Raw genomic sequence first — 12,100 nt, 5'->3', positions numbered from 1 at the left:
CATTTTATATACAAACATAAACAAAGGGGGGTGGGGATGGGGGAGCAGGCTCCCCCTAGCGGCCATGAATTTCTTAAATGATTTTATTACAGCGTGTTGAGGGCGTGATCGAAGGACTCCGGATCCCGGATCATTCGCGCTCCCAGTTCCGCGAGGAGCGGGCCGTGGCTGGCCGCGGCCCGCCCGCTCACCAGCAGGACCGCGCCAGGTTCCAGGAGCCGTCGCAGTTGGCGAAGCTCTGCGTCGACGGTCGGATCGGCCGCGGGGTAGACAAGGCTCAGCAGGACGGCGCGCGCCCGACGGCTGGCGGCGGCGGCGGCGATCTCCTCGGCCGGCAGGCTGGCACCGAGATAGAGCACGTCCCAGCCGGCCTCCAGGGCGTGCGAGGCGGCCATCAGGGCGCCCAGTTCGTGCCACTGGCCGACGGGCGTGGCGACGATCAGGGTGGGGGCGCCGGCCGGGATCGGGTATCGGGCGTTCATCGTGGTCAGGAAGCTGCGCACGATGGCCGAGGCCATGTGTTCCTGGGCCACGCGCAGGTCGCCGCAGCGCCAGAGCTCGCCGATGCGCACCATGAGCGGCACGATCAGGTCGCGGCGCAGGGCCGGCTTGCTCATCGCCACCGCGGCGTGCTCGAGCAGGCGCTCGAGCGCGGCGTGGTCCAGGGCCCGGACGGCGTCGATCGCCCGGTCGAGCAGGTCGCCGGCACTGTCCACGGCGGCGGGACCCGTCGTCTGCCGCGGCGACGGTTCCGGAGCGACGGCGGCTAGGGCCCGCAGTTCGGGGATCGGGAGGTGCGCCACGTCGCCGATGCGGTGGTCGGCGTCGGTCAGCTGGCGCAGCAGCAGCAGCTTCTCGATGTCGGCGTCGGTATACAGGCGGCGCCCGGTCGCGGTCCGGCCCGGCACGATCACCCCGTAGCGCCGCTCCCACGCGCGCAGCAGGAGCTGGTTGACCCCGGTGCGCCGCGAGACCACGGCGATGGAGTGGCGCGGGGTTTCCGGCCCCTGCCGGCCGTTTTCGGTGGTCATGGCGCCCCCTGGAACTGGACTCTGGTTTCGTTTCGTCGTGACCCTGCCGGGGTCAAGATGGCCGCTTGTCTTGATTCTGTCCAGCCCATGTCGACAAATGCCTGGCTGACGGATGCAACCGGGTGAGCGATATTCCGTAAGGACATGCCCGCCTTCACCTGAGATGCGAGGAGTTGTCGCGATGCGCCGTCTCACGCCCCTGTTGCTGGTCCTCGCGAGCGCCGCGTTCGCGGCCGCCGCGGACCTGCCCGAGATCCCCTTCGAGAAGTACGTCCTGGAGAACGGGCTCGAGGTGATCCTGCACGAGGACCACACGATCCCCTCGGTGGCGGTCAACGTCTGGTACCACGTGGGCTCGAAGAACGAGAAGACCGGCCGGACCGGCTTCGCGCACCTGTTCGAGCACATGATGTTCCAGGGGTCGCAGCACCACGACGACGACTACTTCGCGCCGCTGCAGCGCGTGGGCGGCCAGGTGAACGGCTCGACCAACGTGGACCGCACCAACTACTGGGAGAACGTGCCGAGTGAGCAGCTGGAGCTGGCCCTGTGGCTCGAGTCCGACCGCATGGGCTTCCTGGTGCCGGCGATGACCGAGGACCGCCTCGCCAACCAGAAGGGCGTCGTCCAGAACGAGAAGCGCGAGGGCGAGAACGAGCCCTACGCCGTGGCCGACGAGATGATGACGAAGCTGCTGTTCCCCCCCGAGCACCCCTACAGCCACACCGTCATCGGCAGCATGGACGACCTGTCCGCGGCCACGAAGCAGGACGTCGCGGACTTCTTCGCGCTCTACTACACGCCGAACAACGCCAGCCTGTGCGTGGCCGGCGACTTCGACCCGGCCGAGGCGAAGGCGCTCATCGCCAAGTACTTCGGCACGATCCCGCCGGGGCGGCCCGTGCAGCGCATCCGGCAGTGGCTGCCCGTGCTGGAGGGCGAGCGGCGCGCGACGGCCGAGGACGACGTCGAGCTGCCGCGGCTCCTGATGGCCTGGCACACGCCGGCGCTGTACGCGCCCGGCGACGCCGAACTGGGCCTGCTGGCGTCGGTCCTGACCGGCGGCAAGACGTCGCGCCTCTACCAGGCGCTGGTCTACGAGCAGCAGATCGCCCAGGACGTCTCGGCGTGGCAGGGTTCCCGCGAGATCGGCAGCGTTTTCCAGGTCGAGGTCACGGCCAAGCCGGGCGTCGAGATCGCGCAACTGGAGCAGGCCGTCGACGCGGAGCTGCGGCGCCTGTTCGACAAGGGCGTCGCGCGGGACGAGCTCGCCCGCGCCCTGACCGGCTTCGAAGTGAGGTTCATCCGCCGCCTGGAGAGCGTGGGCGGCTTCGGCGGCCGCGCCGACCTGCTCAACGGCTACAACGTGCGCACCGGCAATCCCGGCTTCCTGTCGCAGGACCTCGGCCGCTACCGCGCCGCCACGCCCGCGGGCGTGACGGCCGCCGCCCACCGGTACCTGGACCCCGCGCGGCGCGCCGTGCTGCACGTCGTGCCGCGCGGCAAGCCCGCGGCGACCGACCTCGTGGTCGAGCGCGACGCGATGCCCGGGCCGGGCCGCGAGCGCGCCTTCGCGCCGCCGCCGATCCTCACGGCCGACCTGCCGGACGGACTGAAGCTCTACCTCGTAGAGAAGCACGAGCTGCCGCTGGTGCAGGTCAACCTCGTGGTGCGCTGCGGCTGGGCCGCGGACCCGGCCGGCCGGCCGGGCGCGGCGGCGATGGCCGCCGACATGCTGGACGTGGGCACGCACGACCCCGCCGCGCTGGCCATCTCGGACCTCGCCCGCGACCTCGGCGCCCAGCTGGGCTCCTCCAGCAGCTTCGACGGCTCCTACGTCAGCCTCGGCGTCCTGAAGCGGAACCTCGACGCCGGCCTGTCGCTGCTGGGCGAGGTCGTGATGCGCCCCTCGTTTCCGGCGACCGAGCTGGAGCGCATCCGCAGCCAGTACCTCGGCCGCATCCGCCAGGAGTCGGTCGAGCCCGAGCAGACCGCCTACACGGTCTTCCAGAAGCTGATGTTCGGCGAGGGCCACCCCTACGCGCAGCCGTTCAGCGGCACGGGCACCAAGGCGTCGGTGACGGCGATCACGCGCGAGGATCTCGTGCGCATCCACGAGACGTACTACCGGCCCGACAACGCGGCCGTGGTGGTCGTGGGCGACATCACGCTGGACGAGGCCGTCGCCGCCGTCACCCGCGCGCTGCGCGGCTGGGAGCCGCGGCCGGCGCCCGCCGTGGTCGTGCCGCCCGCCCGCCCGCGTACCGGCGCGCGCATCTGCCTCGTGGACCGCCCCGGCGCCCAGCAGAGCGTGATCCTGCTCGGGCAGCCCGGCCTGGCGCGCCGCGACCCCGACGTGCTGGCCCTGAACGTGCTCAACACGCCGCTGGGCGGCCAGTTCATGTCGCGCATCAACATGAACCTGCGCGAGGACAAGGGGTACACCTACGGCGCGCGCAGCACGAGCATGACCATGGCCGGCGGGGGCCTGTTCCTGGCCAACGCTCCGGTCCAGACGCAGTACACCAAGGAGTCGGTGGCCGAGCTGCTGAAGGAGTTGCGCGAGGTGCGCGGCGAGCGCCCCCTCACCGGCGCCGAGCTGGCGGCCGGCAAGAACCAGCTGATCAAGTCCTTCCCCCAGCGGTTCCAGACGATCCAGGGGATCGCCGGCCAGCTGGGCGAGCTGGTGCTGTACGGCCTGCCGCTGGACGACTGGACGACCTACCGCGCGCGCGTGGAGGCGGTCGACGCCGACGAAGCCGCGCGCATGGCCCGCGAGCACATCGACCCCGAGGCGATGAAGCTGGTGATCGTGGGCGATCGCGCGGTGATCGAGCCGGGGCTGCGCGAGCTGGGCCTGGGCGACATCGAAGTGGTGGACGCGGACGCCGACTGACCCCTGATCCGCGCCCATGCACGGCGGCGCCCCGTCCTTGCGGACGGGGCGCCGTTCTTTTCGTCGCCGGTTTCCGGCCGCGCTACTTCAGGCGCTTGCGCACCGGATCCTCGCCGTAGCCCAGGGCGGCCCAGTCCAGGCGCCCCCCCTCGCCGTGGCAGTCCAGGCACTGCAGGGCGTGCTCGACGGGGCGCACGCCGTGGTAGATGCCCATGTAGCGCTTCACGTCGACCCATTCGTAGTCGGCGTCCTCGCGCCCGTAGGCCTCGTGTCCGCCCTCGCGCACGGCCTTGTCGATGTCGCCGTCGGCGAAGAACTCCTCGACCGCGATGGGCACGAGCCAGCGCTCGTCGGACAGCACCGGCAGGCGGCCGCGGTGCAGCTTGAAGGGGTAGATCCTGGCGTCGCGCTCCTTGCGCGAGCCCTGCGGCAGCATGATCCCCACCGTGCCGTCCTTCTCGACGTGGACCGGCTCGCCGAGGGGCTGCAGGCGGGACTTGCCGTTCCACCAGGCGTAGGCGGGCACGACGTCCTTCTCCAGCGTGATCGTCGCGGAGTACTTGTTCGCCTCCTCGTGCCGCTGGGGTGTCGACCAGTCGCGGTTCATGTCCGTCGCGTCTGTGCGGGCGAAGGTGGGGATGTGGCAGGTCTCGCAGGCGACGCGGCGGACGTGGGCGTCCAGGACCGGTTCGGCGTGCGGCGCCTCGTCGTGGCACTCGGCGCAGGTGAGCCGCGGGCCGGGGACGTCGGTGCCGGAGAGGTCGGCGCCGCGGCCGCGCACGCGGTGGTCGGCGCCGGTGTGGCATCCGGTGCAGGCCATGTCCTGGCCGTCCGAACCCATGTGCACGTCGTAGTCGCGGTCGCAAGTCGCCAGCGCGTACTCGATGTCGCCGCGCTTGTAGTTCTGGCCGCCGCCGGCGCCGGCGTGGCAGCGCAGGCACATCTCGCGCTTGGGCAGGGAGATCCGCTTGGCCACCGAGTCGAGGCCGGGCTGGTTGCGCCAGAGGATGGGCTTCCAGACGGGCTCGCCGGCCGCGTCCTGGTACAGGTCGCGCCGGTAGCCCGAGGCGTGGCAGATCAGGCAATCGATGTTCTCGAGCTGCTCGCGGCTCATCACCGGCTCCGGGCGCCGGCCCAGGCCGGCGTGGCACTTCGAGCAGCCCTGGGCCAGCACCGCGCCGTCGCTGTTGGTGACGTTGCCGATCCAGTTGGCGCCGGGGCTGGTGCAGAAGTCGTTCATGGTGTTCAGCTTGCCGAGCCGCCGGCCCTCGCCGTTGACGAGGCCCGGCGTCTCGCCGCGCCACTGGTAGTGCTGGGAGTGGAAGAAGGACTCGGCCTCCTCCTGGTGGCACCCCAGGCAGGTGGCGGTGCCCTCGTAGTGCTCGAAGTACTCCTGGTGCGTCGAGACCGGCGCGTCGCCGGCCCGCGAGGGGCCGGCGACCGCCAGGACCGCCAGGAGGATGATCGCGTGCTTCATCGCGCCTCCCGTGTTCATCACAACCGCCCCGAGCCCGCTAGAAGCGGGCCGTCATGCTCAGGGCCAGCTTCGTGGCGTTCTTGTAGGACGGGAAGCCCAGCATCTGCTGCTGGTCCAGGTCCTTCGGCGCGCCCAGGTGCCAGCCGGAGCCGCTGTAGTCGTACTGGTAGTCCATGAAGTTCAGCTTGGCGACGAACTTCGGCGTGATGCGGTGGGTGACGTAGAGCTCCCACACCTCGCCGCGGGTCGCGGTCTTGGGCGCGAAGACGTCGTCGGCGCCCTGGGAGAAGTTGAACCAGTACTGGCTGCCCTGGTTGAACTCGACGCCGACCTTGGTCTTCTCGTCGGCGAAGCCGTAGCGGGCGCCGGCGTAGAACATGGTGCCGTCCTGCTCCTGCGGCACGTCGAACGGGTCGCAGAACAGGCCGCCGAAGGGCGTGGTCACCGCGTCGGGGCGCGACTTCATGTAGCTGTAGCTGGCGAAGAAGTCGAAGCCCCGCCACTGCCGCATCGCCATCAGGCTGGCCAGGTCGATGTCGCCCAGGTTGGCCGACGGGCTGTAGCGCATGACGATCCCCGCGGGCACGGACATGCCGGTCAGCGGGTTCACGGGCATCACGACCAGGCCGTTGAAGCCGTCGGTCACGTCGAAGGCGCGGGCCACGGTGCCCTGCACGAAGGTGTCGTCCTTGTCGTAGAGGTCCCAGTTCACGCCCAGGAAGTGCACGTCCTTCATGCGGTCGGCGGGCGACTTCAGGTTCTCGGCGCTGCCGAAGCCCGACTCGTAGCCCAGGCCGTAGCAGAGGCGCAGGTGCGAGTGGTCGTTCAGGCTGTAGCCGGCGGTGATGCCGTCGAACTGGAAGTCGATCAGGGTGCCCAGCGGCGTGCCGGCGCGCAGCTCGTCGTCGCGCAGGTGCAGCGGCGGGCCGCCGGTGCTCGGGCGCCGGCCGACGCTCAGGTAGAGGGACGTGTCGGCGATGTTGTTCCAGTTGAAGTAGGCCCGCTCGACGCGCAGCAGGTCGCTGTTGGGGACGCGCGTCGTGGCGCCGTCGATGTTCATGCTCGTGGCGGCGCCGTTGAAGACCTGGACGCCGGAGCTGTCGCCCCAGGGCTTGTACATCGACAGGCGGCCGGCGAAGCTGACGTCGTCGCCCATCTTGGCCTGCATGTTCAGGCGCAGGCGCGTCGTGTAGAAGATGTCGTTCTTCCAGTCGTAGCTCCCCACCGGCACGTCGGGGTCCTGCATCAGCAGGCCCATGATCTGCTGGAACATGGCGGGGTCCGACTTGAACTGCTCATAGGCAGCCTGCAGGTCGGAGAACTGCAGGTTGTCGAGGAACGAGTGGTACGCGCCGTAGTTGTTCGGGTTGGCGGCGAAGGCGTCGATGACGCCGACCGAGGTCGGCATCGGGTTGGCGAAGCCGGGGTTCATGTAGAACATCGTGTTCACGAAGTTCTTCTGGAACTCCATGCCGTCGTAGTAGGCGGCCACCTCGGCGTCGATGTCGTGCAGCTCGAAGCGCAGGTCGCCGCTGAAGTCGACGCGGTCGGTGGCGGCGCGGACCTCGAGCGGGCGCAGGCGCCGCTCGAGTTCCTTGATCCGCTTCTCGAGGGCGGCCACGTCCTCGTCCGCGGCGGCGGCGACGCCCGCCAGGGCGACGCAGGCCAGCGCGGTCAGGGTCAGGAGCTTCTTCATCGCAGGTTCCCCTCCGGGTTGGTGCGGTCTAGCCGCAGGTCATGGGGTGCTCGGAGTCGGCGGCGCCTTCGTGGCAGAAGGCGCGGATGGCTTCGAGCATCTCCGGGGTGATGGCGTCGAGGACCTTGGTGGTGTCCGTCGCGGACACCGTCAGGCCCTTGTGCGTGGCGGCGTAGTCCTCGGCGAAGAACTTCGTCCACTGCTCCTGGATCAGGAACATGGGCGTGTACTCGCCGGCCGGGGCGTCGGCGCCGTGGCAGGTCTTGCAGCGCTCCTTGAAGAGCTTCTTGCCGTCGAGCTTCTCGCCGCCGCCCTCGTCGCCGGCGACGGCCGTCGCGGCGAGCAGCAGCGCCAACGGCAGCAGCGCCGGGTACAGAAGTCCCGGCACGGTCAGGAACTTGCGCATGTTGGTCTCCTTCGCGCGGTGAAGGGGCGGGCGCGAAGAGCGTCGGAACGCCCCTCGATGTGATATTTCCAACACCCCAGTTACGAAGAGAGCGGTTTCAAAGTCAATAAATTTCGCAATTCATATATCTTTGATAGGAATATGCGTCCCCCGGCCGGGATCCGAACAGGGGGTGACGGACGGGGAGGAATGACCTTATCATGAGAGTATCTAGCGGATTCGGCCGGTCCGGCCGTTCCTGGTGCAAGGAGGCTCCGATGAGGGTGCGCCTGGCCACGCTGTGGGCCTTGGCCTGTTTGCCGTTCCTTGCCTTGGCCGCCCCGCCGGCGAGCGGCTCGGCCCATCCCCGGCCCGTGGCCGCGGATCCCGACCTGCTGGCCCGCCTTGGGACCGCGGCGACCGCCCGCGCGGCCGGTTCCGGCCTGCCGGAAGCCGAGTTGTACCGGGAGTCCCGCGACGCGCGCAAGTCGGGCCTCGGCGTCGCGACGACCGGCTCCGGCGCCTGCCTGGTCGTGCTCGTGGGGTGGAGCGACCACCCCGCCGACGCGACGGCCCACCCAACCGCGGCCTACCAGGAGATGATGTTCAGCGCCGGCACCCACCCCACCGGCAGCCTGAACGACTTCTACCTCGAGAACAGCCACGGCCTCTTCCAGGTGCAGGGCCTGGTCTCCGGCTGGCACACGGCGTCGGCGCCGTACGCGAACTTCGACCCCGCCAGCTACGTCGAGGTGCGGTCGATGATCGCGGCGGTGCTGACCCAGCTCGACCCGGTCATCGACTACTCCCTCTACGACAACGACGGCCCCGACGGCGTGCCGCACTCCTACGACGACGACGGCCTCGTCGACGCCCTCTTCTTCGTGCACGCCGGACCCGGGCGCGAGCAGACCGGCGACAGCGTCGACATCTGGTCGCACTCCTGGTCCTTCAGCACGCCCCTGGCGACGGCCGACGGCGTGGCGCTGAAGCGCTACTCCGTGGAGCCGGAAGAGCTGGCGGACGGCTCGCAGATCACCATGGGCGTGTTCGCCCACGAGTACGGGCACGTGCTGGGACTGCCCGATCTCTACGACACCGACTACAGCAGCAGCGGCGTCGGCGAGTGGTGCCTGATGGGCAGCGGCTCCTGGGGGCGTCGCCCCGGCGACGCGGCGGGCAGCAGCCCCTCGCACCTGACCGCTTGGTGCAAGGCCCAGCTGGGCTGGATCACCCCCGTCGCGGTCGTCGCCGACCTGCCGGGCGTCACGGTCCCGCCGGCGGAGACCTACCCGGCGGCCTACCGCATCTTCCGCGGCGGCGTCGCGACCGGGGACGAGTACTTCCTGGTCGAGAACCGCCAGCCCCTGGGTTTCGACGCCGCGCTCACCCGGCGGCAGGTGGACGCCGGGCTGCCCCAGGCCGCCGGCCTGGTCGTCTACCACGTCGACGAAGCGGCCACCGGCAACAGCGACGAGAAGCGCCGCCTGGTGGACGTGGTCGAGGCCAGCCCCTGGTCGAGCGCTCCCGGCGACTGGATCGAGCACCTGGACGGCCCGCGCGACGTCGCGCTGCAGCTGCAGCTGGACGCGTACAACCGCGGCGACAACGGCGACGCCTGGCCGGGCTGGTCGGCGGTCAGCGCCGACACGACGGACTGGAGCGGCGCGCGCGACCGCGACCGGTTCGCCGACGACACGATCCCCCCGGCGACCGACAACGTCTGCGACCCGACCGGCATCGCCCTGGAGAACATCGCGCTTTCCGGCCAGGACGTGACGCTCGACTTCGTGCTGGGCGCGAAGCGGGCGCCCCGGGTCGCCGCCGACAAGTCGCTGGCCTGGAATTTCGAGACCGGCACCGACGGCTGGCTGTTCTGCCGCAGCTACGTCCACCACGACGCGGGTCTGTCCGGCTCCTGCTCGGGTGACGGCGGGCTCTGGTTCGGCACCGTCGATCCCGAGTTCGAATGCAACCCCGGCTACGGCAACGACTGGTTCGATTTCACCTGGACGACGGTGGGCGTCTCGGCGGGGGCCGCGATCACCCTGCGGCACCGCTACGACATCGAGCCCGACTACGATTTCGCCTTCATCGAGGGCCGCTGCGCCGGCGACCCCGCCGCACCCTGGGTGGAGATCGCCGCCCTGACCGGCTCGAGCTCCTGCGTCACCGACACCTGGGAGATCCCGTCGGCGCTGATCGGCGCCTGCGACAACGACTACGGCTTCGCGGTGCTGGACCTGCGGCTGCGGCTGGACACCGACGGCGGCTGGTCCGCCGAGGACGGCAACTTCTGCGGCTTCGGCTGGTGGGTGGACGAGGTGATCCTCGACGGCGAGTTCGCGACCAGTTCCGAGGAGACGCCGGACGCCGGCCTCGTCGCGCGCCTGCTGCCGGCCTCGCCGAACCCGTTCAACCCCGCGACCGTGCTGAAGTACTGCGTGCCGAACGGCGCCCGCGAGGTCGGCCTCGCCGTCTTCGACCAGCGGGGGCGCCGGGTGCGCGATCTGGAGACGCAGAGCGCGGCGGGTTGGCACGAGTCCGCGTGGGACGGGTGCGACGACGCCGGGCGCGTCCTGCCCAGCGGCGTGTATTTCGCGCGGTACTCGGTCGACGAGGTGTCGCGCGTGGAGAAACTGGCGTTGCTGAAGTAGCCTGCGCGCCGAACCGGGGAGCGTCCATGTCCGGGAGCGTGATCCTGATCGCCGGCGAGAGCCTGGGCCGCGGCGACGACGAGCTGGGCGAGGCGCTGCTGCTGTCCGCGCTGCGCAGCCTGCCGCAGGCCGCGGGCGGCCCGCCGTCCCACCTGCTGTTCATGAACGCCGGCGTGAAGCTGTGCTGCGAGGGGTCGGGGTGCCTGCCCGAGCTGCGCGTGCTGCGGGACGCCGGCGCAGAGCTGCTCTGCTGCGGCACCTGCCTCGACTGGTTCGAACTGAGGGAGAAGCTCGCTGTCGGCCGGGTCTCGAACATGGTCGAGATCCTCGGCGTGCAGAACGCGGCCGCGCGGGTGATCCGCCTCTAGCGGTCCCCGCGGCCTGCTCCGGACTACTCCGGACGACTCTGGACTACTCCGGCAGCACGACGATGTCGTGCGCGTCCGTCGCCGTGTCGGCGCCCGCGGACACCCGCGCCGAGACGGTGACCGTCATGGTGTCGTCGACGGCGGGCGCGGTCCAGGCGAACGTCCACGTCGCGAGCCCGCTCGCCGCCAGCCATCCCGTCCCCGCATCCACCTCGACCAGATCCAACGGCGCGCCGCAGGTGCCGGCGACGGCCGTGCCGGCGATCGTCGCGGCCTCGCCACTGGTCACGGTGTCCGGCGCGGCGATCGTCACGCCCAGCGCCTCGGGCGGCAGCCACTGGAAGCCGCCGCTCACGGGGTCGGCGGCGACCCAGTCGTTGCGGTACTGGGCCCAGACGGTCTTGGCCGGGTCGCCGGCGCAGGCGCTGTGGGCGAAGGTCGTCTGCGCGGCGTAGGGCCGCCAGGACGCGACGCCCAGTTCGGGGAGCGTCTCGGCGAAGCGCATGTGGGTCGCCGCCGCGACGGCCGACAGCGGGACCAGCAGGGCGCTGGTGGCCGCCGCGCCCCCGTTGACCACGAGCGTCAGGGGCTGCAGGTCGTCGGGGATCGCCGCGACGCTGTCGATCACCGTGAAGCCGAAGTCGCAGGCGAACTCGCCGAAGACCATCTGCGCGTCGAGCTGTTCGCCCAGCTGGTGGTCGCCGTGCGTGTGGGCGCCGGGCAGCCACGTCGCCGCCGCCAGCGAGGCGCGGTCCGGGGCGAAGCGCATCATGGTCACGCCGTCGCCGATGACCCGCAGTTCCGGGGTGCGATCGGCGAGGGTGGCCGGGTTGCCCTCGAGCTTCAGGTCGGGGGCGAAGCGGACCTTGATCGAATCGAGGTAGACGGTCCCGGCGAAGCCGGCCGTGTAGACGCGCACGTAGATGCGCTTCCAGACGCCGGAGGCCCGGGCGGCGCCGAGGTCCCAGGGCAGCGTGGCCGCGCCCTCCTCGTCGAAGACGGCGGTGACGGCGGTGGCGAAGCTGCTCAGGGAGTCGACGGCGGCGCTGTCGCCCATGGCGACCTCGAGCGACAGTTCGAGGTGGCGCGTGGCGGACACGGTGGTGTCGGCGATCGTCAGGCGAGGCGGGGCTGCGACGCGGGCGGCCGTCACGAAGGAGATGTTCGTGCCGTTGCCCGACGCGTCGGTGGCGCGGACCTTGTAGTAGTTGGGCAGGTTCGGCGCGAAGTCGCGGTCGATGTACTGCGCCGTCGGGTGCACGACCGAGGCGACGACGTTGTAGGGTCCGTCCACGCCGCCGGCGCGCAGGATGTCGTAGCCCGCCACGCCGGTCTGGTCGAGGGCCGTCCAGGTCACCATCACGCCGCCGGACAGGTAGAACGCCGTGACGCCGAAGGGATCGCCGCCCGTCCCGTGCGGGTCCAGGGGGTTGTCGTAGTCCGGCGCCTCGGGGACCTGGGTGCAGCCCAGGGCCAGGCCGATCGCGGCCAGCAGGGCGAACAGCGGCAGGCGAGCGGTCATCATCCGTCCTTTCGTCACCACCGCAGGCTCCAACCCACGTGGAAGCCGGAACCGGCCGTCGCGGCGGC

The 12,100-nt window shown here is 70.7% G+C and carries 8 protein-coding genes; 3 read left to right on the top strand and 5 right to left on the bottom strand.

Features of this window, described 5'->3' with window-relative positions:
- Positions 1 to 86: 86 nt before the first annotated feature.
- Complete coding sequence (locus Q7W29_07805; protein ID MDO9171719.1) at positions 87 to 1,031, bottom strand: MerR family transcriptional regulator; 945 nt, start codon at positions 1,029 to 1,031, stop codon at positions 87 to 89.
- A gap of 181 nt (positions 1,032 to 1,212) precedes the next feature.
- Between Q7W29_07805 and Q7W29_07800 the strand changes: the two genes are divergently transcribed.
- The gene (locus Q7W29_07800) at positions 1,213 to 3,927 is read left to right on the top strand and encodes a pitrilysin family protein (protein MDO9171718.1); all 2,715 of its coding nucleotides are present in this window, start codon (positions 1,213 to 1,215) and stop codon (positions 3,925 to 3,927) included.
- Positions 3,928 to 4,009: 82 nt separating this feature from the next.
- Here Q7W29_07800 and Q7W29_07795 read toward each other — a convergent pair whose 3' ends face one another.
- From Q7W29_07795 to Q7W29_07785, 3 genes are read right to left on the bottom strand one after another with little or no spacing between them, the layout of a single operon-like run.
- Complete coding sequence (locus Q7W29_07795; protein ID MDO9171717.1) at positions 4,010 to 5,404, bottom strand: hypothetical protein; 1,395 nt, start codon at positions 5,402 to 5,404, stop codon at positions 4,010 to 4,012.
- 37 nt (positions 5,405 to 5,441) lie between these two features.
- The gene (locus Q7W29_07790) at positions 5,442 to 7,100 is read right to left on the bottom strand and encodes a DUF3373 family protein (protein MDO9171716.1); all 1,659 of its coding nucleotides are present in this window, start codon (positions 7,098 to 7,100) and stop codon (positions 5,442 to 5,444) included.
- 28 nt (positions 7,101 to 7,128) lie between these two features.
- Complete coding sequence (locus Q7W29_07785) at positions 7,129 to 7,506, bottom strand: c-type cytochrome (protein ID MDO9171715.1); 378 nt, start codon at positions 7,504 to 7,506, stop codon at positions 7,129 to 7,131.
- Positions 7,507 to 7,763: 257 nt separating this feature from the next.
- Here Q7W29_07785 and Q7W29_07780 point away from each other — a divergent pair, with 257 nt between their 5' ends.
- Entirely contained in the window at positions 7,764 to 10,142 is a 2,379-nt protein-coding gene (locus Q7W29_07780) for a M6 family metalloprotease domain-containing protein (GenBank protein MDO9171714.1), read from the top strand.
- A 26-nt stretch (positions 10,143 to 10,168) separates the two neighbouring features.
- Positions 10,169 to 10,510 carry a sulfurtransferase-like selenium metabolism protein YedF gene (gene yedF, locus Q7W29_07775; GenBank protein MDO9171713.1) on the top strand — a complete coding sequence of 114 codons (342 nt, stop codon included), beginning with the start codon at positions 10,169 to 10,171 and terminating at the stop codon, positions 10,508 to 10,510.
- Between the two features lie 43 nt (positions 10,511 to 10,553).
- Here yedF and Q7W29_07770 read toward each other — a convergent pair whose 3' ends face one another.
- Entirely contained in the window at positions 10,554 to 12,032 is a 1,479-nt protein-coding gene (locus Q7W29_07770; protein ID MDO9171712.1) for a hypothetical protein, read from the bottom strand.
- Positions 12,033 to 12,100: the final 68 nt, after the last annotated feature.

The sequence above is a fragment of the bacterium genome (assembly GCA_030654305.1).
Lineage (GTDB): Bacteria > Krumholzibacteriota > Krumholzibacteriia > LZORAL124-64-63 > LZORAL124-64-63 > PNOJ01.
The sequence above is the reverse complement of the archived record's forward strand: the minus strand, read 5'-3'. Positions and strand labels throughout refer to the sequence as shown.

Coding starts and splice junctions, on each gene's coding strand:
- Q7W29_07770 (MDO9171712.1), bottom strand. CDS start 12,032: ATGACCGCTCGCCTGCCGCTGTTCGCCCTGCTGGCCGCGATCGGCCTG.
- Q7W29_07805 (MDO9171719.1), bottom strand. CDS start 1,031: ATGACCACCGAAAACGGCCGGCAGGGGCCGGAAACCCCGCGCCACTCC.
- Q7W29_07780 (MDO9171714.1), top strand. CDS start 7,764: ATGAGGGTGCGCCTGGCCACGCTGTGGGCCTTGGCCTGTTTGCCGTTC.
- Q7W29_07790 (MDO9171716.1), bottom strand. CDS start 7,100: ATGAAGAAGCTCCTGACCCTGACCGCGCTGGCCTGCGTCGCCCTGGCG.
- Q7W29_07795 (MDO9171717.1), bottom strand. CDS start 5,404: ATGAAGCACGCGATCATCCTCCTGGCGGTCCTGGCGGTCGCCGGCCCC.
- Q7W29_07800 (MDO9171718.1), top strand. CDS start 1,213: ATGCGCCGTCTCACGCCCCTGTTGCTGGTCCTCGCGAGCGCCGCGTTC.
- Q7W29_07785 (MDO9171715.1), bottom strand. CDS start 7,506: ATGCGCAAGTTCCTGACCGTGCCGGGACTTCTGTACCCGGCGCTGCTG.
- yedF (MDO9171713.1), top strand. CDS start 10,169: ATGTCCGGGAGCGTGATCCTGATCGCCGGCGAGAGCCTGGGCCGCGGC.